The organism is Dictyobacter halimunensis, from assembly GCF_036245075.1.
On the sequence record NZ_BSRI01000001.1, the window covers coordinates 2,697,621 to 2,719,548 of the forward strand.

Below are 21,928 nucleotides of genomic sequence, written 5' to 3' on the forward strand. Positions count from 1 at the left end.
TGTTGGCTTTATCTCACTCATTCTCGATGCCATAAAAAGGTGATGTGGATGCTCCAGATCAGGTTATACGTCCCATCAAACATGTGACATTCCCAAAAGATGATGAATCAAAGGATGGCACGTTCTTGCATTGCACAGGAACGATGCCATTTTTGATGAAACGTGTGCGCCCGGGCGCGGGGCCGCTTCGCAGCAAAGCCGGGGCAAGCCCGGCACCTACGATGGGAGGGCATCGATTTCTTGTATCCATAGGGCGCTGCTGGCGTCGCTGGGCATGCGCCAGTCGCCGCGCGGCGAGAGCGCGACCGAGCCGACCTTGGGGCCGTCGGGCATGGCCGAGCGCTTGAACTGCGAGGCGAAGAAGCGCTGGTAGAAGGTGCGCAGCCAGTCCCGGATCTCTTCGGGAGTGTGGTAGCCCTTGAAGACCTGGCAGGCGAGCCAGTAGATCTTGCGCGGCGCGAATGAGTGGCGCACGGCGTAGAAGAGGAAGAAGTCATGCAGGACGTAGGGTCCGATGGTGGCCTCGGTCTGTTGCACCAGCGCGTCGTTCTCGCCCAGCGGCAGCAGCTCGGGACTGATGGGCGTGGCGCTGATGTCCTTCAAGACGTCGGACGTGGTGCCGCTGTAGACGCTGTCGGCGCTCCACTCGATCAGGTAGCGTACCAGCGTTTTGGGGACGCCGATGTTGACGTGGTACATGGACATGTGGTCGGCGTTGTAGGTGCACCAGCCCAGCGCCGATTCGGAGAGGTCGCCGGTCCCCACCATCAGTCCGCCGACCTGGTTGGCCACGTCCATCAGGATCTGCGTGCGCTCGCGCGCCTGCGCGTTCTCGTAGGTGATGTCGTGCGTCTTGGGATTGTGTCCGATGTCTTTGAAGTGCTGCAGGACCGCTTCCTTGATAGGGATCCGTTGCAGGGTGATGCCTAGCGACTTCGCCAGCTGCTCGGCGTTCTTCAGCGTGCGACTGCTGGTGCCGAAGCCGGGCATAGTGATGGCGACGATGCCGTCCCGTTTCAGATTCAGCATCTCGAATGCTTGCTGCGTGACCAGCAGCGCCAGAGTGGAGTCCAGTCCACCGGAGAGGCCCAGGGTGACCTTTGTGAGGCCCGTGTGCTTGAGCCGCTTAGCCAGTCCTACTGACTGCAGGTGGAAGATCTCCTGACAGTGTCTGGCGCGCTGCGCCGGGTTGGCCGGCACGAAGGGGGTCGGCGAGAGATCAGGTCGCAGCAACTTCTGTTTTTCCTCGCTGCTCGCGGCGCCAGTTGGCAGGTTGAACTGGATATTGCGGTATGACTGATTGGGGGAGGCGGCCGAGAAGCTGCTGTTGCGCAGGCGCTCGTGGTTCATGCGCTGCACGTCGATATCCGCCACCGCCATCTGGGTGGAGAACTGGAAGCGTTCCGTTTCGGCCAGCATGTTGCCGTTCTCGCTGATCATGCAATGACCGGAGAAGACGATGTCGGTCGTTGATTCGTTGGCGCTCGCGCCCGCGTAGAGGTAGGCGGCCAGACAGCGCGCGGCCTGCTGCTGCACCAGGCCGCGCCGGTAGTCGGCCTTGCCCAATACCTCATCGCTGGCCGAAGTGTTGAGTAGGACCGTCGCGCCCGCCAGCGCCATATCCCCGCTGGGTGGCTGTACGGCCCACAGGTCCTCGCAGACCTCGATCCCCAGCATGCAGCCGGGAAAGTTGAGCGCGGAAAAGAGGAGATCGGTACCAAAGGGAATCGTCTGCTCGGCGAACTGGATGATCTGCAGCGGACAATCTTTGGCCGACGTGAACCAGCGCTCTTCATAGTATTCGTTATTGGTTGGTAGATATGTTTTGGGCACGATCCCCTGGACCACGTGCTCGCTGACCAGCGCGGCGCAGTTATAGAGCTTGCCACCGAGCTCAATGGGTAGGCCAACGACCGCCGCGATCTGCGCGTCGCCGGCGGCCTCGGCGATCTCCAGCAGCGCCTCTCTGGCCTGCTGCTGTAAGAGAGATTGATAGAACAGGTCCGCGCAGCTGTAGCTGGTGATGCATAGCTCAGGAAATAAGGCCAGCCGGCACCCACGCGCCGCCGCCTGTCGCAGGCTATCGATAATGACCCGGGTATTAAAACGAATATTGGCCACCTGCAACTCTGGCGCCACCACAGCCACGCGTAGAAACCCCAGTGCAGCGGGCGATAATGCTTCCTGACTCACTTTTTCCCTCTTCTCTATTGATGATTGAATAGCCTTGAGTATAACATATTTACATCATTATTAATAAGAAGCAAAACCAACCTATAAATAAGCGCGGTCTCATTGAGATGAAACCTATAAAGGCATTGTATCGCATGAGAAGGAGCTAAATCTATGCTGGAATATCTTCCCGGCGCGAAATTTCGGCGAAAAATGCGTGATATTCCGGTGGTTCCGTGGAACATATTGTTGATAATCGTAAATGATTACGAGAAATGAGAAGAGATATGCTGAAACGGAATAGAGAGATTGATGCTGAGGACTTCGCGTTCGCGGAGGAACGGCGCAGGCTGGTTCTTTATTGCGCGCGTGTGACGCGGGATATTGAGGCGGCGGAGGACCTGGCGCAGGAGACGTTGCTGACGGCCTGGCGCGATGCCAATAAGCTGCGCGATGTTGATCGGCGCGAGCAATGGCTGTTTGGGATCGCGCGCAACCTCTGCCTGCACTGGCTGCGCTTGCAGCGGCGCGAGGCTACCTATGCGTTCCCTCCATCATTAGTGGATCAGGAAGGCGAGCAGCCGGGACTGGATGATCTGCTGGTCGAGGAGGTGGATATCGAGGTCGAGCTGGAGCGGAAGGAACTGGCGGATCTGCTGGATCGTGCCCTAGCCTTGCTGCCGGAGGAGACGCGAGCGGTGCTGATCCAGCATTATATCGAAGAGTCGTCCCTGTCCGAGATTGCGGGCCGCCTGCGTACCAATCCCGGCGCTCTGGCGATGCGTCTGCAGCGAGGCAAGCTCTTTCTGCGCCGCCTCTTTACCCATGAACTGCGGCAGGAGATGCTGCCATATAGCCAGCAGGCGGCCGCTGATGAGTGGGAGCGCACGCCGATCTGGTGCCACAACTGCGGCCAGCAGCGCCTGCTGGGCAAGCGCACGCCGAGCGAGGGACGCCTGCTACTGAAGTGCCCCACCTGCCATCCCGGTCCCGATGAGCTGTTTAATCGCAACTATCTATCGGTGCTCAAGGGGATTCACAGCTACAAGCCGCTCTATGCGCGGCTGGCCGCCTGGTGCGATCGGTATTATCGCGGCGCGCTGGAGCAGGGCATCACGAGCTGTGAATACTGCGGAGCCGACGTTCATGCTATCATCACTACTCTCGAGCAGTTTCCCAACTGGCTACGCAGCCGGGACGACATGAAGAGTTGGAGTCGCTACTGTTCCGATGACGTGCTACTCGTCCCCTGCGCGCATTGCGGCTCTGCCTGCATCACCACGCTGGAAGGGCTGGTCCTGCAGACACCGCAAGGGCAGGACTTTCTGCGCGCCCATCCCCGACTACGCACGCTGCCCCGGCAGGAGATCGAGGTGGTGGGCCGACCCGCGCTGCTCTCGCGCTTTGAGAGCGTCACCGATACGGCCGTGTTCACGGCCATCTCGGATGCCGCCACCTATCGTCTGCTGGCTGTCTATGGGGAGGACGATCATGAATGATATCGAGGCACCTCAGCAGCAGACGCATCCCGAGCCCACCTCAGGCCAGCGGCTTCCCATGCTGGCGTTTTACATCGGCAGCGCCATCTCTTTTGTGGGCGATATGTTTACAATGCTGGCCATCCCCTGGTTTGTCCTGCAGACAACCGGTAGTGTGACGCAGACCGGCATTACCGCCTTTTTCGCTACGCTACCTTCGGTCTTCTCGGCCTTCTTTGGCAGCGCACTGGTCGATCGCCTGGGATACAGACGCACCAGCGTGTACGGCGATATCGCCAGCGGTCTCACCGTCCTGCTGATCCCTTTGCTCTACCATACAGGTGGGCTGGCCTTCTGGCAACTGCTGGCCCTGGTCTTTCTCGGTGGCCTGCTCAAATCGCCCGGTGCGACGGCGCGCCACTCGATGGTCCCTGAACTGGCCGTGCTGGCCGGGCTGCGCCTGGAGCGCGCCAATGCCTTCAGCGACGGCATCAACCGGGTCTCCGGCCTGATCGCGGCGCCGCTGGCAGGTGTACTGATCGTCATCATCGGGACCAGCAATCTGCTGTGGTTGGATGCAGCCTCGTTCTTGATCTCGGCCCTGCTCATTGGTTGCCTGGTGCCAGATGTTGCCGTGGCGATGCCAGATGATGCCGCAACTGGCGAACAGCGATACCTGCAGCGGCTCTGGGAGGGCGTGCGCTTCATCCTACATGACGGCCTGATCTGCTCACTGGTGGTGGTGATCCTGATTACCAATCTGATCGATGGCGCCTTCTTCTCGGTGGTCGAGCCGGCCTATATCAAGCACGTCTTTAATAGCGCCATCCCCTTTGGCCTGATCGTGGCCGCCTCGGGTGGCGCGGCCTTCGTTGGTACCCTGATCTTCAGCGTCATTGGGCACCGCATGCCGCGCCGCCTCACCTATGGCATCGGCTACACGATCGGCGGCGCCCTCAGCTTCTGGGTCTTCCTGCTCTGGCCGATCCTGCCCGTGCTTATCGGCTGGCAGATCATCGCCGGGCTCGCCATCTCCGCCGTCAATCCGATTATTGGCACCGTCATGCAGGAGCGGCTCCCCGTGGCGATGCGCGCTCGCGTCTTTGGCACCATGAGCGCCGGGACACTGGCGGGTATCCCGCTCGGCACCTTTATCAGCGGCTTTGTCGTCGCCTGGATCGGCCTCTCCTCGACCCTGCTGATCATGGGCGCCCTCTACCTGCTCACCACCCTCTCGCTCCTCGTCAACCCCGCCATGCGCCAGATGGACAGACCTGATCCAGCGTAACTTCCCAGGGTTTGCATTGGTGTATAGCGATTTTAGAGATTGATGAATTTAATAATGGCGGTGATGGGAAACCAGATCACGAGTGGGAGTAGCCACCATCGGGCGGCTTTTGAATAGCGAGAATAGAGCCATATGATCAGCCAGCTCTCGATGATGCCCTGTATGTCACCAACGAAGATGCCCAAAACGCTTTCGTTCGTGGCTGCTGTTTGGGGGAAAAAGGCGATCAGCGAGAGCAGAAACCAGAAGAATACTACCATAGCCCCTCGTATATCAGTTACTTTTCTTTTTAACCAGACCAGCCAGCTGGCGACGCCCCACGAAGGAATGATGATCAGCCACGCTATCCAAAAGAATGAGTCTCCAGGTGAGTGCTGCAGATTTTTTGTAGGTGGGGCATATGCGAAGCCGATGGCCGCCGCAGTCATGACCACCGCCAGCGTGCCAAAGATAAATAGGACAGCCATCCATTTTTCGTATCGGGTCAGTGCGTTCATCTTTTCCTTCTGTGCCGTAATACAGGTCTGCATGGGCATACATCTCTTTCTTATGCGATTTATAAGCAAATTGCTTTCCATTCAAAAGACAATCAACCAGATGGTTGACAAAAATATAGCATACGCCAACTGTTTTGTCAACCATCTGGTTGATTGAATTGATTGGTTGACAATTCTTCCCTTCTCTTTTATGCTTCCACCAACTAGTTGATGAGCGGAGGAGATGCTGGCTATGAAAACGACTTCTTTGTCAAAAGGGACTTCAAGGTTAGAAGAGAGGCGGCGTGCTCAACAAGGGCGTACGGCTCATGGTGATGAGCGGCGCCAGGAATTGATTCAGACAGCCTATCGGCTTATAGCAGAGAAAGGTGTTGGAGGATTACGTACCCGTGATGTGGCGGCTCTGGTAGGTATTAATACCGCGACACTACATTACTATTTCCCGACCAAGGAACATCTTTTGCAGGCGGTTGCACAGCAGCTTGGATACGCATTTACAACTTCTCCCGCACCCGGGACTTCTGCAGGTGATGGCGCAAATACTCCCTCTGAGCAGATGGAGGCGTATTTTGCCAGCCTTGCTTACCAACTGCGTACAACCCCTGAGCGTTTCGTGGTGATGAATGAGTTGTTTTTTGCCGCAAGCCGGGATGAGAGGCTCGCGGGGGCACTTGAGGTGGACACGCACTGGCAGGCATACCTGAACTCTATTTTAGAGGAGGGCGTGAAGCAGGGTAGCTTTCGTAGCGACTTAAATGTTGAACAGACGGCGCTGACGATAATCGCTTTTTGCAAGGGCTTGCCGCTCCTTCAAAGTCAGCCAGATAGCCTGGATAAAATTATTACAAGCTTCAAGAATTGGTTTTTTTCCATGACTGCCACTGCAATCGAGAAGCGTACTTCATCTCGCCATAAGAGAGAATAAAGCCTCAAAAAATGTGTCAGGTTTTCGCGCTGGAATGCGATAAGCATCTGTAGCGGACGCGCGCTGCGAAAAAATGCTATATTGTTGAGGAGTAAAGAAGGTATATCATGGTAGCGCAAGGAAAATCTGATATCATTTCGCAAACATCCGATAGCTCTTTTATGGAGTTGCTGGCGGAGGAGCGCGCCCGCTTGGTACGGCTCTGCGCCCACCTGACCGGCAATCCTGGCGCCGCCGAAGATCTGGCTCAGGAGACGCTGCTGGAGGCGTGGCGCAATCGGCACAAGTTCGCCGTTGAAGATCTTGATAGCGCGACGCAGCGGGCAAAATGGCTCTCGGCGATCGCGCGCAATGTCTGCCTGCGCTGGGGACGCAGCCATGGTCGCGACCTGGCCCACCTGACACAATATACCTTTTCCGCCGTGGATGAAGGTGAGCAGGACCGGCTGGATCTGGATGACCTTCCCTCTTCTGATGCGTATGATCTGGAGATCGAGTTGGAGCGTGGCGAACTGGCGCACCTGCTTGATCGCGCCCTGGCTCTGCTCCCACCCACGACACGCGCGGTGCTGATCGAGCGCTACATCCATGAATCTCCACATGCTGAGATAGCGGAGCAGCTTGGATTGAGCGAGGACGCGCTGGTGCAGCGTCTCTATCGCGGTAAGCTGGCCCTGCGACGCGTGATGGAGACGGAACTGCAGGCTGAGGCCGTGGCCTATGGTCTGGTTGATCCACAACAAGCGGGCGGACAGCAGCGAGTTGAGCAGGAGACGCGCATCTGGTGTCCCATGTGCAATAAGCGCAGGCTGATCAAGTATTACGAGCCTGCGAGTGGGACAACCGGCTTTAACTGTCCCGGCTGCTGGCATATTGCCGGACACTCACAACCCCTGATCTGGGAGGGTGTGCGCAGCCCCCGCTCTATTCTCAATCGCCAGTTAGTCGCCCTGAGCGAGTTCTACTGGTCGGCGATTAACGCTGGCAAGACCCTCTGCGTGATGTGTGGGCGGCCCTGTGAGGGGCGCATCCTGCACTCCCAGCATATGCCCAACGCTTTCTACTATAGGTACGGCAATGACGGTTATCATGGAGTCTTTCTGTATTGTAGCCATTGTGGATATGAAGAGTGCAACCCGCTGCCTCACCTGACCATCGATCTCCCGGAGGCGCAGCAGTTCTGGCGTCAGCATGGGCGCGTGTTCTGGCTGCCAGAGCGCGACATCGACTATGCGGGCCAGGCCGCCTTGCTTAGCGGCTTCCAGAGCGCGGGTGACCGTGCCCGGCTCGACGTGGTCTACCAGCGCGATACGCTTAAGGTGCTGGGCATCCACGAAACAACCTGCTAGCCAAAGATTTTTTCCACTCCTTGCGTTTCACTAAGGGTCTGTAGCTACCGGCCCCTGGCTCCTCTGTGTCTGTTTTTCCAATTTTTTAGAAGAGGTTTGATGATGTTTACGGTTCTACGTCAGCGTAATTTTGCTTTGCTCTGGTTTGGTGGCATGATCTCACAGATTGGCGACTGGCTGCTGCAGGTTGGCCTGCCGGTCTATGTCTATCAGCTGACCGGTTCAGCCCTGGCCACCAGCATTCTCTTTCTCGTCTCCTTTGGACCCAATATTCTGTTAGGCTCGGTGGCGGGCGTCTTTGTGGATCGCTGGGATCGCCGGCGCACCATGCTGATAGGTAATCTGCTGATGGCGCTTGGCCTGCTACCCCTGCTGCTCATGCACGACAAAAGCTCGTTCTGGATCCTCTATCCTGTGCTCTTTTTTGAGGCCATCGTCTCGCAATTTATCTTACCGGCGGAAAACGCGCTGGTCCCCCTCCTGGTCAGTGAGGAGCGACTGGTCACGGCTAACGCGCTCAACGCCGTGGGGACAAGCGCCTCGCGCCTGGCCGGTGGCGCGCTGGGTGGCATCCTCTTCGGCCTGTTTGGTCTGTATACGACCATCGGAATTGATCTCGTCTCTTTTCTCTTTGTCGTGGCTATGCTCATGTTGATGAAAATGCCACCCCAGGCGCAGGAGGAGATCGCGGCGGAGCGACTGGCCGCCGAGAAGGTGTCTGCGCGGCTGCCTGACTGGCGCACGCTGGGCGCCGAATGGCGGGATGGTATCCAACTGATCTGGCGCCAGCCGCCTCTGCGCGTGCTGTTTGTGATGCTGGCCGCTCAATGCCTGGGTGAGGGTGTCTTTGGCATTATGCTGGTAATCTTTGTAAAGCTGGTGCTGAACGGAGGAGCAGCGGCCTACGGCATCTTGCTCGGTGTCCAGGCGGTTGGCAGCCTGCTGGGTGGGCTGGTGATGGGACAGTTTGGTACGCGTGCTGCTCCGGCGCGCCTGCTCGGTGTGTGTACCTGCATCTTCGGCTTCATTGATCTGCTGATTATTGACCTGCCACTGTTCGTCAAGGGAGGCGTGGTGCTGGTTGGTGTACTTTTTGTACTGGTAGGTATTCCGGCCGCCGGTATGCAGGCGAGCAGGCAGACGCTGAACCAGATACTGGTTGAGGATCGCCTGCGTGGACGCGTCTTTGGCGCGAATCAGGCTGTGATGGCGCTGATGCAACTGATCGGCATGATCCTGGCCGGCCTGCTTGGTGATCGCCTGGGTCCCGTGTTCTTGCTCAATATCCAGGGCAGCGTCTACTTTCTCAGTGGAGTGCTGGCCCTACTCACGCTGGGCGGGATGATGCTTAAGAGGAGGGAGGTGTCCAGAGAAACGGTGGGTGTATAGCACGAGAAACGTTCGCTTTTGGGTTCGTGTGTGGTACGGTGGCGTGGAGGTACCACCTGGGGCGAGCGTGGAGGACAGGGGAAGCCGAACGGGCCGGGCACTGCCGTCGCTGTCGCTGGCAGCCCGGTCGACCGTTGAAGGTCGACCCTACGGGGGCATTTCCTTTTTTAAGGGACGTTGCGGATTTCGATGGGTGTTCCGGATTTCGATGGGTGGTTCGTGATGCTTTGTGTGATTGTCGGGCGTTGGGGTACCATCTATACTCTGGATGAGGACTGCTTGATGTCTTGAGCAAGCAGGGGTAATCCTTCTGTGAAGGAATGTTCCTTCCCATCGAGTACGCGAATCGTTGCCTGAGGCAGCTTTTCTTGATAGCGCCTGAGAGAAGAAAATGGGACGTTTTCATCAGAACGACTATGATACAGGAAGATGTGCCGAATCGGGGGGAGGCGTGAAGCAAAATCATCTGGCACAGCATATTCAAGCTGCCAGCCCTGCTTCTCCCAGTAGGGCACAGCCACCAGGAACAGCCCGGCGATTGGTCTCTGGTAGGTTCCCTGCGCCAGGTATTTAAGCAACATCGAACCACCTAAAGAGTGCCCGACGAGCAAGGCATCAGTATCGAGCTTGCCTAGTTCTTGCTCAATCTGGCCTCCCCAGGTCTGGTACGTGGGATGCTCAGGATCAGGCATATCTGGCGCCAGAACTTCGTAGTCGCTCCCGAGCTGCTTCTGTAGGTAGGAGATCAGCTTCCCGCTGCCTAAAGACTGGTCCTTATGACCAGCTCCATGTATGAAAAGTATTTGTCTACTCATTCAAACTCCGCAGACCTCCACTCCATCTCTTGCAAGACCCACGTATTGCCATCAGGATCGCTGAAAGTAGCGTACGTCACACCCCGATCCGGTCCTATCAGCTCACTTATCTGTACTCCTCGGCCAACAAGCTCTTCGCGCGCCTGGTGAATGTTTCCCACTACCAGGTGTCCACCCCTGACTGACCCGGGCTTCATTTCCATATCGGGCATGTCAGCCCAAAGACCGATTGAGCAGGCTGACCCGGGTGGCGTAAGCTGAACAATCCTCATCTTCCCGTCAGGGCTTATATCGAGATCTACGTTAAATCCAAGTTTTTCCACGTAAAACGCTTTAGCAAGATCAATATCAGCAACGGGGATCTGTAGAAGCTCAAGTTTCATATTCATCTGTATCAACTCCTTTTTGTGGCCCTCGAGTGCGCGACGGTGGATCTGGTTGGTCGCTTCGCGTTCTGTCGACCTTCCTGGTTGCGCTGCCAGGTATCGTCTTATATCCAGGGTCTCCGCTCCATGGACATTCTATTGAAGATAGTCTAACAGAACAGGAATGACAAAACTTCTCGGATCTTGCGCATCGGAGATGTGTGGAGCGCGGGATGGACACCTTACTTGCTGATACCTACCTGGCGATGAAGCAAGCGCAATGGCGATCCAAAAAAAACTTGTGCTTGTGGGTACGATGCCGTACAAAGGGTTTCCAGATCACCATGAGTGGAGGACAAGGTAAGATGAGGCAGCGAGATATTGATGTACCCGATCATGTGCGCAAGAAGGTTGCGGTGCTGGGCGCGGAGGGCGTGCAGTGGCTGTCCGACCTGCCTGAACTGGTTGGGGAGATGGAGCAGGCATGGCAGATAACGGTGGGCGCTACCCTGGAAGGAGGCTCGGAGGCGTATGTGGCCCGGGCCAGAACCAGCGAGGGAGCACCGGTTGTCCTGAAAGTGCCCATCCCTGAACGCGAGGGGAATACGGGGCTCGTCCGTGCAATCGCCGCGCTGGCTGTGGCGGACGGTCGTGGATACGTGCGGCTCCTGCGTTCAGATCTCAGTCGCCGGGCGCTCTTGCTTGAAGCACTGGGCATGCCTTTGAGCGATACGGGCTATTCCACCAGCGCGCAGATCGAGATCATCTGCGCGGCCCTCAAAGAGTCCTGGATGCCGGTTGCGCCTGGGTCATCATTGCTATCGGGAGCCATCTCGGGCCCGTGGTTCTCGCAATTTATCCCGAATCTGTGGGAAAAACTGGGCCGCCCCTGCTCTCAGCGGGCGGTTGACCTGGCGCTTTCATATGCACAGAGCCGTGCCAGCGCCTTCGATCCCGATACCTCCGTTCTGGTACACGGCGACGCCCACAATAGAAATATGCTCCAGAACCTCTCACCGACTCCTCAATCTCCGGCTTCGTTCAAGTTTATTGATCCTGATGGGCTGATCACCGAAAAGGCGTATGACCTCGGCGTCCTGATGAGGGAGTGGACCGACGAACTAATCCCCGACCCGGTGAGGCTGGGACGTGAAAGGTGTGCCTATCTCAGTCAGCTCACCGGGGTAGAGGCGCAGGCCATCTGGCAATGGGGCTTCATCCAATCGATGGCCACCGGGCTCTTTCTCACGCAGGTAGGACAGGAGCAGGCTGGCCGCCAAATGCTCGATGTCGCCGAGGCGTGGAGCAGTGCCTGACCTGCCAGCTTGTTTTCCCGATCTCCCGCGTCGGGCTAGCGGTACTGACGGAAGGTGCGACGCAGATCGTCGGTCCAACCGTCCGGGATCTCCCAGGGGATGAAGTGGCCGCCGTGCTCGTGGACGGTCACGTTCACGTGGTTGTACCAGGCGCCCCGGTCGCTGCTCAGGAACTGCTGGACACGGTTCTCCGTAGAGACGCCGGGCGGATTTTCATAGCCCACGAGCGTAATCCCGGTAGGCGCTTCGATGACCGGCCAGCGATCGTGGGCGGGAGTCCACGGATAGCGGTTGGCATTCGCGTACATGCGTATAGAGGTTTCGATGGCATTATTGACCCAGTAGATCATGGCGTGCGTGAGGAGATCATCTTTCGAGAAGACGTTCTCAACGTTGCCATTGTTATCGCTCCATTTTATCCAGCGCTCCAGCATCCAGGCGAGCATCCCTACCGGGGAGTCGCTGAGCCCGTAGGCCAGGGTACTCGAAGCGAGCACGTGCACGGCCAGGTGGGATGCGAAACGCCGATCGAGCTCTATGATTCTGGCTCGAATGTGCTCGGGAACATGCTCAGGGATGGGCTGGCCGCCGCTGAGATCCCATGCGCGATCCCCATTGAACATGGTCAATTTCTGGGCGGAGCCGATATGGATCGCGTACAGCTCGCTGGCGTATTTATGCCCCAACTGGCCGGTGACCAGGGCCCCAATATCGCAGCCGGCGGCGGCGTACTTTTCGTAGCCAAGGGTGCGCGTCATCAGGGTATGCCAGAGATCGGCCACCTTCCAGAAGTTCATGTCGGGGTTGTCTGGCAGAGGGGTCGAGAAGCCGAAGCCGGGCAGCGAGGGGACTATGACGTCGAAGGCGTCAGCGGGATCACCACCGAACGCGCCAGGGTCCGCGAGCGGATCGATGACCTTTGACCAGTGCCAGAAGGTCCACGGCCAGCCATGGGACAGGATCAGCGGAACCGGGTTGGGCCCGACGCCAGCTTTGCGCATGAAATGCACGGGAACACCATCGACGTTCACCCGGTAATGTTCGTAGCGGTTGATGGCCGCCTCCGCTGCACGCCAGTCGTAGACATTGAGCCAGTAGCCGACCAGCTCCTCAAGATATGCCCGGTTGACACCGTAATACCAGTCGTCATTGCCTACGCCCAGCGGCCACCTGGTGTGCTGCAGGCGCGCGCGCAGGTCCGAGAGCTGCTCATCCGGGACGTGGATTGATATGGGTTGAAGTGGAAACGCGGGACCTGTCAGCAAGGTCCCGTCCTGGCTTCCATGCATACATTACTCCTTTTCCTGTGGGCGTTCCATGTACTGTTCGACGTTGCTGGATGGGCGCGGATGCAACGGGAGCTCCGCCTTCCTTCCCAGTTCGATCGCGTGGGCCAGCGCTGGCACGGCGGCCGCGATGGCCCCGCGTTCTTCCTGAGGAAGGCGATCGAGCAAGCTGGTGAGTTGCCTCACACGCGCATCGCGGCGTACATCTATGATCTGTGCTCCCCGTGGGGTAAGTTGTATCAGCACCGCGCGGGCATCGTCGGGATCAGCTCTTCGTTCGACCAGGCCGTCGTGTTCGAGCCTCCTCACGATCTGCGTGATCGCCGGCTGCGACATCTGCTCAGTGGCCGTTAGCGCAGTCAATCGCATAGGACCCTTGCGCGAGAGTGTATGCAGCACCGACAGCGTGGTGAAGCTCAGCTTCTCTACCGAGGGCAAGCGGATAAAGATGGTCGTGAATTCTTCAATGATGGTTGTCAGATCACCAACATTCAGATCTGGATCAGCATAGTTATCTGTCATGGCCAGATTATATCACAGATTTATATAAATTTTTTATGTATAAATCAGCCACCTTTTGCGAGCAGCTTTGTCTCATCATTGACAACCCTGGTTATTTCCCTTTATGCTGCAGTCAATTGTTAATGAGAACAGAGGTAAGTTGTATGGAATCGGCTATCATTGCTGAGATCAATCGGCGCTTACAGCGCAAGAATCCGCTGCTGGTGGCGCTCGATGGCCGCAGCGGGACCGGTAAATCAACCATTGCGGGGGCGATCGCCGAGCGTGTCGAGAGTGTAATCGTGGTGGGTGATGACTTCTATGCCGGAGGCAACGATGATGTCTGGGAAGGATGCGGCGCCAGCGAGAAGGCCGACCGCGTGATCGACTGGCGCCGCATGCGCGTCCAGGTTTTGGAGCCTTTACTGGCCGGTCAGCCAGCATGCTGGCATCCGCTTGACTTTCAGGCTCCTGTGGGCTGGGTCGGTTGGAAAGAGGAGACCGTCAGCCTGGCGCCAGCGCCGGTGATCCTGCTGGATGGTGCGTACTCCGCGCGGCCAGAGCTGTCTGACCTGATAGATCTGGCCATTCTGGTTGAGAGCGACGATGCGCTGCGCCGCCAGCGCCTGCTTGCCCGCGAGGGCCGCGAGTTCATGCAGCGCTGGCATCGCCTATGGGATGTCGCTGAAGATTATTACTTCACTAGCATTCGTCCACCCACGGCTTTTGATATTGTTATTAAAAACGATGAACGCATCCACCCATAGGAGGGTTGCAGGCCAGCTACGGATTACTGTCTGATAGTCTGGTAGTGCAGCCCGATCACACCATTCTGGAACGTCTTTGTCTCGGCCAGCTTCAGCTTTGTCCACGCCGCTTGGTCCTGGAAGAGTGGGATGCCGCCGCCGATAACGATCGGATTGAGAAAGAGTTTATAGTCATCGATCAGATCCATCTGCATGAATGAATGCGTCAGGCCGGGGCTGCCGAAGATCATGATGTCGCCGCCGGGCTGGCGTTTAAGCTCGGCGATCTCCTCCGGAATGTTGTCCTTCACGATGCGTGTATTCTTCCAGTCGGCCTGGGTGAGCGTCGTTGAGAATACAATTTTAGAGACGTTGTCGACCCAGCGTGCGTGCGCGAGATCGCGTGGATCTGCATCGGGATCGGTCAGCACGGTTGGCCAGTAGCTGTACATCATATGATAGGTGGTGCGCCCATAGAGTGCCGTGTCCGCTTTTCTAATCTGCTCATCAATATATGGATTCACTTCCTCGTCCACGATGGCCCACTCGAGTTCACCATTGGGTCCGGCCGTAAAGCCATCGAGCGAGACATGCATGAATGCAATGACGTTTCTCATTTGATCTTCTCCTTTTATCGGCAAACGTGCGACTTTTATGTGTTTTCAACAACCCCATCATAGCTCAAAAAAAGGCTCGGGTCTTGAATAAAACGGACATCCCGGCGCTATTCCAATTTTCTGGCCTGTGCGATCTGGGAGGGCGTGTAGCCGATGAAGTGCTTGAGCGAGCGCGTCATGTGCGGCTGATCGGCATAGCCGGCCTGGTAGGTCGCATCGAGGAGCGAGACCCCCTGTTCGAGCAACGCGGCCGCCTGCGTAGCGCGTGAGATCTGCTCGATTGTTTTGGGTGCCAGGCCGGTGGCGTTCAGGAAGCGGCGCCGCACGGTGCGCTCTGAAACCTCTGGCAGTTGCCCGGACATGACCGCTTTGACGAGCGGATCGGAGACCAGTAGGTGTTCGCGCACCAGCCGATCCACAAACGTCTCGACATTATCATAGTCAGGCAGCTGCCAGCGCGATCCGGCCAGTTCAAAAGATGTTTTTATGATGAGGGGCAGGATGGTCTGTGCATTTGGCAGCGCGCTGGTGGGTATGGCGGTCAGAAAGGTGCCGAGCTTAAAAGTGACGCCAAACCACTCGGTCCCTTCGTCCTGCCTGACGGACTTTGACCTGGTCAAAGGACCCTCGATCGAGACGGATGGCTTGCCGTTCCGCTTCATGAACAGTAGATGCCAGTGGCCCGAGGCCGGGCAGATAGGGGCGTAATCGCTACCAGCGCGGTCGCGCCAGACCGCTTCTATATAAGGAGAGTCCGATGCTCGGCTCTCAAAGGACGAGTCCATATATTTTTTTGCCTCCGGTGTCTCAGATATCACAAAATACAGCGCTGCACCATCACAGAAAAGGTTTCTGCAATATGGCTCTGTATTTGTTTTCTGTTTATGGCTGAGAATCCCGGTTATTTAGTAGATTGACACACCACTGGAAGTGCCCGTCCTGGTCATTATCGGAGTAGGCGTTGCTGCCGGCCAGGGCGTAGGCGGCCGCGTAGAGTGGATAGAGCTGGTTGATGCGCGGACCCGGATTGCTGGTCTGTGCAAGCATGTCGAGTAGTTCCTGGCGTGCCTCGCGAGCGTGGGGCGAGTACATGTCGAAGAATAACGTGGCCAGCACGGCATCAAAGCAGGGATCGCCGGCCGTGGTCAAAAAGCCAAAATCGAGCAGGCCGATTGGCTTCATGCTATCCGGATCAACCAGGATATTTTCGGGACAGATATCGCCGTGGATGACGCCTGTACGGGGAATCTGCAGGGCGTTGAGTTCGGCGATCACGTTGTTCAGGATAGATGCGAAGTTAGCGACATTGCGCTCAAGTAGCGTCCGATAGCGCCTGGCTCGCCTGTCTACCAGCGCACCCAGGACCGCGCCCCAACTGGTATGGGACTTCCATGGAGAGGATTCACCCATCAGCGCAAGCTCGTGGGCGGTTGGCAGATCTTCGACGCTTGCCAGCGCGCTTACCATGCTGACCGTGGCAGCCATGCCCCGCTGCCGTACGCCATCGTTATTGGGATCGCGTTCGAGTATACTTTTGAGCGGTACTCCCGCCAGGCGCTCTTCCAGGCTGACGGCATAGCCCTGTGCTGTGCTGAAAACATCATGCATCAGCGGAGTCGCGAACGGCAGATGCTGTCCCCTCAATTGCGCATAGAACGTGGCCAGCAGCCGCACGTCGGCCTCAGTTTGTCGCAGCCACACTTTAGCCAGCCTGTTGTCACCGATCGCGAACACAAAGCCTTCCATCCCAGCAGCCACAAACTCTGGCGCCAGGCCCGCCGCTTGGAGTATCATGCTGGCATTTTGCTTGTCCATACTAACTCCTTATATCTCATGGTGAAACGGTACAGAAAAGACACATCGGGATAAGATGGCAAGATGCGAGAAGTTTTTCCCCCCGTAACATGTTATACTCAGCAAGTGAAGCGTTTGGATGATAACTGCCGTCTGGCAGGCAATCAAGTTGCGAGGCTGAATATCCTGGCAAGAAAGAAGAGAAACTTATGGCGGTCACAAAGCCTTTCACAACTATTGGCGAATATATCAGCACCTTTCCGGCGGATATGCAGGTCATCCTTGAAAAGGTCAGGCAGACAATACACAAAGTAGCGCCCGAAGCCGTGGAGACCATCAGCTACGCGATGCCTGCCTTTGATCTCAATGGCAAACATGTCGTGTTCTTCGCCGGTTGGAAACACCATATCTCTGTGTATCCGCTCCCGGCCGGCGACGAAGCCTTTCAGCAAGCCATTGTGCCCTATAAAAGGGCCAGGGGCTCCATCCAGTTCCCCCTGGATAAACCGATCCCCTACGATCTGGTGGAGCAAATTGCGACCCTCCTCATAAAAGAAACCCCACAAAAATGATCGTAACCATTTTCCAGAGCCAGTCTGACACCTACGATGGCGGATGATGTATGTTGATGTTGTATGTCTCGGTGTTGTCGAAGATGAAGCGGAGCAGGCGCGCCCCCTCTTCTTCAAGGGCCAGCTGGTTGCCTGCCGACAATGGTTGAAATGGTTCGATGTTGAGCGTGGCGTTTTTGCCGCTCTTTTCGGTTTTCCAGGTGCCGCTCACAAAGCCATCGAGCAGGAAGGTGGCGCGTACGCGTCCGGCGGAGAGGTACACGCGCGAGCGATATGTCTCGGGTACAACGCGTTCGCGATTGGAGTGTGAGAGGATAAGGTTGTCGTATTCGGGCAGGAAGCGCGGGGGCGCTTCAACCTCGGCTGAGGGGAGTGATTGATCTGGCAGGTCGAAGAGTTCCTGTCCCTGCTGAGAGCGATAGACGCGCAGAGCCGTTTTCAACTTTTCAACGGCCCCTTGCAGGCGCGTAAGGCCCGACCAGGCTTGAAGATCCTGGACGCTGGCGGGTCCGAAGGCGGCCAGGTAACGCCTGGTCAGGTTCGCCAGCTTCTCTTCGGCGTTCAATGGTTGTCCCAGCCAGCTGGTTGCTGTGGCGTGGGCGGGACTTCCTGCGCTGCCCCAGAAGCCTCCCGGTGGCACCTGGACGAGCGGCAGATGGGTACGCACAACATAGGCCATCGCTTCTGGATCGCCTTCCGGCACCAGCCCTGTCAGCAGGGCGCGGATCTCGGTAAAGGTGCGCGGTTTCTCTTCAATGTAGTCACGGGCAGCCGCGACCAGCTGCTCGATATCTAGCCCTTTGGTGCGCTGACCAAAGAACGCACCGAGCGCCCGTGTAAGCGCGGGCTGCAGCGTCGTGCGCAGCTCCAGATAGTCCCTTGCTGTAAAGATGTGCAGGGTTGAGCGCATCAGAGTGGCGCGCACCGCCTGCCGCTGCTGTAGAAGATCAGAGAGATCCTGACGCTGGAATGCGCGCAACCGCGTCCAGAGCCCGATGTATGGTGCGTTACTGGTCTGAGCCTGCAGCCCAACCAACTGCTCCACGGCCGCGCTGGCCGATAGAGAAGATCGTTCGAGCAATAATTGCCGCGCCAGCAATGTACGGTTAAGCTGGCGCGGCGTCAGTACCTCTGCCGCTGCTGTCATCTGCTTCTGTGTTCCTCCAGTGTTTAACACAACCAGACTGTATAATAATACATACCATAAACTGGTCGGAAGTGCCAGCATATGGTTTTAGAGGCTATCACAAAGCCTGTGCAGATGCCTCCAGACGCGGCGTTTGCTCGTTACAATGCCTGGCTCCCCTGTAGCGAAAGGTTGTCTGTGTTGGCGACGGGGACGCTGGCACGGCGGGTGAGCCAGACGATGGCGGCGACGAGCACCCATATTGCCTGCAGACTGAGAACGATCAGGGTCAGCAGCGACGAGGTAAAGAGGCTGATGATGCCCGCCAGTTCAAATGCCACCCCCAGGCCCAGGGCAACGGTGCCGAAGGCGCGTGGCAGGATCTGTGAACGAAGGATAACGACCCCAAGGGCCAGGAAGATGAGCGGCGCGGGCGCGATCGGATAGGCGTAGGTAAAAACGGTCATGACATCGAAGCTGGTAAGCGAAGCCATCTGATGACCATCCACCGCCGCCTGTGCCATGTCCATAGTGAACACGCCTTCGAGCAGGACCACCGCCAGCAGGACCGTGGAACCCACGATGGTGAGCAGGCCTGGCAAGCTGGTGCTCGCCCTGGCCCGATGGACGAGCGAGAGAAAAAAGATCACGGAAAGCAGGGCGCCGGTAGCCTGAAACCATGCGCCTAGAAATAACAGCGTATGATTTTGTGTCGCGGCCTGCATCACCTCGGCCTGGGTCGCGCTCGGCTGAAGCTGCGCCAGTCCAACGGCGAAGCCTACCCCGAAATATATGCTCAGGAAGATTGTGCCAAAGATGCCAGAGAGTCCAATCAGAAGACGAGTGTTGCGTTGAAGCATGTTTTCCCTCTTATTTCTGCTTTATTCAGACTAACCCGTTGGCGTGCGAATATAAAACGATATACACTAATGCATACAGTTGAACACATGATACTGTTTTCAGATGGAATCCTTTATAAAGAGGATAATTTGCATGTATCATATCTTCAGCAAAATCATACCATATAAAAGACGCTTACGCCCCAAATTACATGGTGAATCACCCTTTTGATTGGCGCATGTTTTCGCAGAAAGATTCATCGTTGATGAAACGTAGGTGCCCGGGCACAGGCCGCTTCGCGGCAAGCTGGAGCAAGCCCAGCACCTACGGACGCGGGTATGTTCTTGCTTCTTCTCTTCCTTTTTGCAACAATATGGACGCACCCTTTTTTTGATTACGTATTGAGATGCTGGTCGAACCAGGAGAGAATGCGATCTGAGAGGTCACGATAGCTGCGTTCTCCCCATGTACCGGACCAGTGGCCTTCTCCTTGATATTTGCGCAGCTCTACCGGTTTCTTCAGGCGACGCAGACCAACAAAGACGGCCTCCGCCTGCTCCTGCGCGCCCCTATCCTCGGTTCCACATACCAGGAGAAGGGGCGTCTGGACACGGTCCAGGTAGAAAATTGGCGAATTCTCGATGTAGGTATCCCTCTTCTCCCACAGCGTACCGCCCATGCGGCCCTGACCGCTCTCGCACCATCCCAGCCAGTGATCGGCTCCATTGCTGCGCATACTCAGGTAGGCGCCGATCAAGCTGGAGAAGCCAGCGCAGGCGATGGCGGCTGAGAACAGTTTGCTCTGTGTAAGCAGGGCCAGAGTGCCGTAGCCACCGTAGCTCTGCCCCATCAGGCCGATGCGCCCCGGTTCCGTAATCTTCAGATCGATCAGGCGCTGTACGGCCGGCAGGACAAGTCCCGGCAACTGGCTAGCCGGGTTGCGATCCTCCATTGGTATGTCTGGATACAGGACCGCAAAGCCTCTGCTGGCGAGCTGGTGACCATTGATTATCATTTGTGAGATGCCGAAGTTATGTAGCTTGTTCGACTGCATGCTGCCGCCATAAATCTCCACGATAACGGGAACTTGTTGTCCCTCCTGATATCCGCGAGGCAAGAGCAGGGCGGCGTGGCGCTCCTGGCCGTCGAGGGTACGATAAGTGATCAGGCGGCTGTCACCCAAGGCTTTATCGCGCAACTGCTGATTTAAGATGGTCAAGCTACGATGTTGTTTATAACCGTTCTGGAATTGCCATAGTTCCGCCGCGTGCTCATTTCCCTCCACAGCGAGGTAGATCCTGGCCCGCTCTACATCTACCTCCACCGCAAAGGGGAGATCGCTAAACTGGCGGGGAAACGTATCCAGTATTTGTGGATCTGTATCCTGATCAAATGAGAACAGCGCCAGCCCGGCCATTTTGGTGTGTTCAGAGCGTACCAATCCGTAGATGTGATCGGAGATGGGTTGCCAGAGCTGTGCTGTGTTGCGCGGCTGCATCCAGCCCACCAGTTCGTATTCGCTATGCTGTGTCTGTAGCGATCGATATGATCTCCCGCCATCGCGCGCGAACTCCCAGCATCCCTCACCAGTCATACAATACAGCTTGTTGCTATCGTGACTCCAGAGCGGCGGCTCGTACTCATCCGTCACTTTGAGTTCGCATCCCTCGGGAACGAGGGCGGCTGGCTCATGCTGGCCGCTGCTCTCAACCACGAAGAGCTGATCAGGTGAGCCGCGCACCTCGGTGGTGTAGGCCAGGAAACGGCTGTCGGGCGACCATGAGAAGTTGGTGCCATAGCCCTGGGGGATATGCCGCGCCACAACGCGTGGGGCACTTCCATCCAGGGGCAGTATATGCAGATCAAAATAGAACTGCTGCAGTCGTGAGTCACTTTCGACGTAGCGCAATACCGCCACCTCATCCCTGCTCGGAGCAACCTTCCAACCGATGACATGCCAATCCTGCGCTAATAACTGCACCTCGCCGCTCGTGACATCGACACGGGCCAGATTGCAGATATAGCCATTGGCCCAGCCGGGCAAAGCTTCTTGTTCTTTTGTATCTGTATTTTCTGCGGATGGATCATAGACAAAGACCCTGGCCGGTCCCTCATCAGCCGTCTCGGCGCTATCGCTAGTTTGGGCTGGTTGTTTCTGCTCTGAGGTGGCTTGTAGCTTGACGACGACCGACTGGCTATCTTTGTTCCAGGATGGGATCTCAAAGCCAAAGAAGGGTCGGATCGCCATCGGTGGCAGCAGGCGGTAGCTCTCGCTGGACCGTTCCCAGACGACCAGACCCAACTGCTCTCCTGTGTAGACATAGGCTATCCATCTGGCGCCATCCGGCGACCATTGCGCGCCCCAACTGGTCCAGCTCTCAGGAAATGGATCGCGAGTCGTCCCGCTGGCCGTCTCTACCATTCTGACGCGACTGCCAACCATTTCTCTGGGAATGCCCTCCTTCGTAAAACTCTGATCGGTGCCGGTATCATTGGCCTTTTTCAAGCGCTGGACGTTGATTAATAACGTTGTCCCGTCGGGCGATAAATGTAGTGGCACCCGCATCGTGGGTTGCCACAGCGCAAATAAATCATCAAGCGTAAATGTTTCCGGCTCAGTTTTTATCATCCTTGCCTCCGTTCGCGTTGCTTCAATGCATTGTCTTCTTACTACGAAAAAGGCTTTATGCGGCAATTACTTCTCTGAAACAAAATCTAGCCCGGCCGCGTATTATGTGATTTAGTTGTTTGATATGGCTCTATGTTAACATGCATGTAAATGCTTCTATATAATGATTTTGGATTTATCTGATCAATAAATATAGGTATAGCATTTTTTTTGCGCTCGCTTT

20 protein-coding genes are annotated in these 21,928 nt (G+C 56.9%); 8 read left to right on the forward strand and 12 right to left on the reverse strand.

Going from position 1 to position 21,928, the window contains the following annotated elements; translation table 11 throughout:
- Positions 1 to 216: 216 nt before the first annotated feature.
- Positions 217 to 2,193, reverse strand: a complete 1,977-nt coding sequence (locus tag AABA21_RS11010) for an NAD(+) synthase (RefSeq protein WP_338249769.1) — start codon at positions 2,191 to 2,193, stop codon at positions 217 to 219.
- A gap of 266 nt (positions 2,194 to 2,459) precedes the next feature.
- Here AABA21_RS11010 and AABA21_RS11015 point away from each other — a divergent pair, with 266 nt between their 5' ends.
- Together AABA21_RS11015 and AABA21_RS11020 are read left to right on the forward strand one after the other, a co-directional pair.
- Entirely contained in the window at positions 2,460 to 3,671 is a 1,212-nt protein-coding gene (locus AABA21_RS11015) for an RNA polymerase sigma factor (protein WP_338249771.1), read from the forward strand.
- Positions 3,664 to 4,938 carry an MFS transporter gene (locus tag AABA21_RS11020; RefSeq protein ID WP_338249772.1) on the forward strand — a complete coding sequence of 425 codons (1,275 nt, stop codon included), beginning with the start codon at positions 3,664 to 3,666 and terminating at the stop codon, positions 4,936 to 4,938. The genes AABA21_RS11015 and AABA21_RS11020 overlap by 8 nt, the downstream gene beginning before the upstream one ends.
- A gap of 32 nt (positions 4,939 to 4,970) precedes the next feature.
- Here AABA21_RS11020 and AABA21_RS11025 read toward each other — a convergent pair whose 3' ends face one another.
- A complete protein-coding gene (locus AABA21_RS11025; protein WP_338249773.1) occupies positions 4,971 to 5,468 on the reverse strand; it encodes a hypothetical protein in 498 nt (165 codons plus the stop codon).
- Between the two features lie 199 nt (positions 5,469 to 5,667).
- Between AABA21_RS11025 and AABA21_RS11030 the strand changes: the two genes are divergently transcribed.
- From AABA21_RS11030 to AABA21_RS11040, 3 genes are all read left to right on the forward strand, one after another.
- Entirely contained in the window at positions 5,668 to 6,360 is a 693-nt protein-coding gene (locus tag AABA21_RS11030; protein WP_338249775.1) for a TetR/AcrR family transcriptional regulator, read from the forward strand.
- 107 nt (positions 6,361 to 6,467) lie between these two features.
- On the forward strand, positions 6,468 to 7,709 hold the full coding sequence (locus AABA21_RS11035) for an RNA polymerase sigma factor (protein ID WP_338249777.1): 1,242 nt from the start codon (positions 6,468 to 6,470) through the stop codon (positions 7,707 to 7,709).
- 99 nt (positions 7,710 to 7,808) lie between these two features.
- The gene (locus tag AABA21_RS11040) at positions 7,809 to 9,098 is read left to right on the forward strand and encodes an MFS transporter (RefSeq protein WP_338249779.1); all 1,290 of its coding nucleotides are present in this window, start codon (positions 7,809 to 7,811) and stop codon (positions 9,096 to 9,098) included.
- 257 nt (positions 9,099 to 9,355) lie between these two features.
- Here AABA21_RS11040 and AABA21_RS11045 read toward each other — a convergent pair whose 3' ends face one another.
- A complete protein-coding gene (locus AABA21_RS11045) occupies positions 9,356 to 9,913 on the reverse strand; it encodes an RBBP9/YdeN family alpha/beta hydrolase (protein WP_338249781.1) in 558 nt (185 codons plus the stop codon).
- The gene (locus AABA21_RS11050; RefSeq protein WP_338249782.1) at positions 9,910 to 10,302 is read right to left on the reverse strand and encodes a VOC family protein; all 393 of its coding nucleotides are present in this window, start codon (positions 10,300 to 10,302) and stop codon (positions 9,910 to 9,912) included. The genes AABA21_RS11045 and AABA21_RS11050 overlap by 4 nt, the downstream gene beginning before the upstream one ends.
- 341 nt (positions 10,303 to 10,643) lie before the next feature.
- On the opposite strand from AABA21_RS11050, the gene AABA21_RS11055 reads away from it, so the two are divergent.
- Positions 10,644 to 11,594 (forward strand): aminoglycoside phosphotransferase family protein, encoded by a 951-nt coding sequence (locus AABA21_RS11055; protein ID WP_338249785.1) that lies wholly within the window; start codon positions 10,644 to 10,646, stop codon positions 11,592 to 11,594.
- 35 nt (positions 11,595 to 11,629) lie between these two features.
- Here the strand turns inward: AABA21_RS11055 and AABA21_RS11060 are convergent, their stop codons facing one another.
- Together AABA21_RS11060 and AABA21_RS11065 are read right to left on the reverse strand one after the other, a co-directional pair.
- On the reverse strand, positions 11,630 to 12,883 hold the full coding sequence (locus tag AABA21_RS11060) for an epoxide hydrolase family protein (protein ID WP_338249786.1): 1,254 nt from the start codon (positions 12,881 to 12,883) through the stop codon (positions 11,630 to 11,632).
- Positions 12,884 to 12,886: 3 nt separating this feature from the next.
- Complete coding sequence (locus AABA21_RS11065; RefSeq protein WP_338249788.1) at positions 12,887 to 13,402, reverse strand: MarR family winged helix-turn-helix transcriptional regulator; 516 nt, start codon at positions 13,400 to 13,402, stop codon at positions 12,887 to 12,889.
- 143 nt (positions 13,403 to 13,545) lie between these two features.
- On the opposite strand from AABA21_RS11065, the gene AABA21_RS11070 reads away from it, so the two are divergent.
- Positions 13,546 to 14,148 (forward strand): uridine kinase family protein, encoded by a 603-nt coding sequence (locus AABA21_RS11070; protein WP_338249790.1) that lies wholly within the window; start codon positions 13,546 to 13,548, stop codon positions 14,146 to 14,148.
- A 23-nt stretch (positions 14,149 to 14,171) separates the two neighbouring features.
- Here AABA21_RS11070 and AABA21_RS11075 read toward each other — a convergent pair whose 3' ends face one another.
- The 3 genes from AABA21_RS11075 to AABA21_RS11085 form a co-directional block, all read right to left on the reverse strand.
- Positions 14,172 to 14,744 carry a dihydrofolate reductase family protein gene (locus AABA21_RS11075; RefSeq protein ID WP_338249791.1) on the reverse strand — a complete coding sequence of 191 codons (573 nt, stop codon included), beginning with the start codon at positions 14,742 to 14,744 and terminating at the stop codon, positions 14,172 to 14,174.
- A 107-nt stretch (positions 14,745 to 14,851) separates the two neighbouring features.
- Positions 14,852 to 15,529 (reverse strand): helix-turn-helix domain-containing protein, encoded by a 678-nt coding sequence (locus AABA21_RS11080; protein ID WP_338249793.1) that lies wholly within the window; start codon positions 15,527 to 15,529, stop codon positions 14,852 to 14,854.
- Between the two features lie 97 nt (positions 15,530 to 15,626).
- The gene (locus tag AABA21_RS11085) at positions 15,627 to 16,559 is read right to left on the reverse strand and encodes a phosphotransferase family protein (protein WP_338249795.1); all 933 of its coding nucleotides are present in this window, start codon (positions 16,557 to 16,559) and stop codon (positions 15,627 to 15,629) included.
- A gap of 188 nt (positions 16,560 to 16,747) precedes the next feature.
- Here AABA21_RS11085 and AABA21_RS11090 point away from each other — a divergent pair, with 188 nt between their 5' ends.
- A complete protein-coding gene (locus tag AABA21_RS11090) occupies positions 16,748 to 17,110 on the forward strand; it encodes an iron chaperone (RefSeq protein ID WP_338249797.1) in 363 nt (120 codons plus the stop codon).
- Between the two features lie 31 nt (positions 17,111 to 17,141).
- Here AABA21_RS11090 and AABA21_RS11095 read toward each other — a convergent pair whose 3' ends face one another.
- The 3 genes from AABA21_RS11095 to AABA21_RS11105 all read right to left on the reverse strand — a co-directional run bounded on the left by AABA21_RS11095 (position 17,142) and on the right by AABA21_RS11105 (position 21,705).
- Positions 17,142 to 18,257 carry a winged helix DNA-binding domain-containing protein gene (locus tag AABA21_RS11095; protein WP_338249799.1) on the reverse strand — a complete coding sequence of 372 codons (1,116 nt, stop codon included), beginning with the start codon at positions 18,255 to 18,257 and terminating at the stop codon, positions 17,142 to 17,144.
- Between the two features lie 140 nt (positions 18,258 to 18,397).
- Positions 18,398 to 19,096: a hypothetical protein gene (locus AABA21_RS11100; protein ID WP_338249800.1), complete on the reverse strand. Its 699-nt coding sequence runs from the start codon at positions 19,094 to 19,096 to the stop codon at positions 18,398 to 18,400.
- 374 nt (positions 19,097 to 19,470) lie between these two features.
- On the reverse strand, positions 19,471 to 21,705 hold the full coding sequence (locus tag AABA21_RS11105) for a S9 family peptidase (RefSeq protein WP_338249802.1): 2,235 nt from the start codon (positions 21,703 to 21,705) through the stop codon (positions 19,471 to 19,473).
- Between the last annotated feature and the right edge of the window lie 223 nt (positions 21,706 to 21,928).

Coding starts and splice junctions, on each gene's coding strand:
- AABA21_RS11020 (WP_338249772.1), top strand. CDS start 3,664: ATGAATGATATCGAGGCACCTCAGCAGCAGACGCATCCCGAGCCCACC.
- AABA21_RS11045 (WP_338249781.1), bottom strand. CDS start 9,913: ATGAGTAGACAAATACTTTTCATACATGGAGCTGGTCATAAGGACCAG.
- AABA21_RS11090 (WP_338249797.1), top strand. CDS start 16,748: ATGGCGGTCACAAAGCCTTTCACAACTATTGGCGAATATATCAGCACC.
- AABA21_RS11040 (WP_338249779.1), top strand. CDS start 7,809: ATGATGTTTACGGTTCTACGTCAGCGTAATTTTGCTTTGCTCTGGTTT.
- AABA21_RS11060 (WP_338249786.1), bottom strand. CDS start 12,883: ATGCATGGAAGCCAGGACGGGACCTTGCTGACAGGTCCCGCGTTTCCA.
- AABA21_RS11025 (WP_338249773.1), bottom strand. CDS start 5,468: ATGCAGACCTGTATTACGGCACAGAAGGAAAAGATGAACGCACTGACC.
- AABA21_RS11035 (WP_338249777.1), top strand. CDS start 6,468: ATGGTAGCGCAAGGAAAATCTGATATCATTTCGCAAACATCCGATAGC.
- AABA21_RS11070 (WP_338249790.1), top strand. CDS start 13,546: ATGGAATCGGCTATCATTGCTGAGATCAATCGGCGCTTACAGCGCAAG.
- AABA21_RS11085 (WP_338249795.1), bottom strand. CDS start 16,559: ATGGACAAGCAAAATGCCAGCATGATACTCCAAGCGGCGGGCCTGGCG.
- AABA21_RS11105 (WP_338249802.1), bottom strand. CDS start 21,705: ATGATAAAAACTGAGCCGGAAACATTTACGCTTGATGATTTATTTGCG.
- AABA21_RS11075 (WP_338249791.1), bottom strand. CDS start 14,744: ATGAGAAACGTCATTGCATTCATGCATGTCTCGCTCGATGGCTTTACG.
- AABA21_RS11095 (WP_338249799.1), bottom strand. CDS start 18,257: ATGACAGCAGCGGCAGAGGTACTGACGCCGCGCCAGCTTAACCGTACA.
- AABA21_RS11055 (WP_338249785.1), top strand. CDS start 10,644: ATGAGGCAGCGAGATATTGATGTACCCGATCATGTGCGCAAGAAGGTT.
- AABA21_RS11030 (WP_338249775.1), top strand. CDS start 5,668: ATGAAAACGACTTCTTTGTCAAAAGGGACTTCAAGGTTAGAAGAGAGG.
- AABA21_RS11065 (WP_338249788.1), bottom strand. CDS start 13,402: ATGACAGATAACTATGCTGATCCAGATCTGAATGTTGGTGATCTGACA.
- AABA21_RS11080 (WP_338249793.1), bottom strand. CDS start 15,529: ATGGACTCGTCCTTTGAGAGCCGAGCATCGGACTCTCCTTATATAGAA.
- AABA21_RS11050 (WP_338249782.1), bottom strand. CDS start 10,302: ATGAATATGAAACTTGAGCTTCTACAGATCCCCGTTGCTGATATTGAT.
- AABA21_RS11100 (WP_338249800.1), bottom strand. CDS start 19,096: ATGCTTCAACGCAACACTCGTCTTCTGATTGGACTCTCTGGCATCTTT.
- AABA21_RS11015 (WP_338249771.1), top strand. CDS start 2,460: ATGCTGAAACGGAATAGAGAGATTGATGCTGAGGACTTCGCGTTCGCG.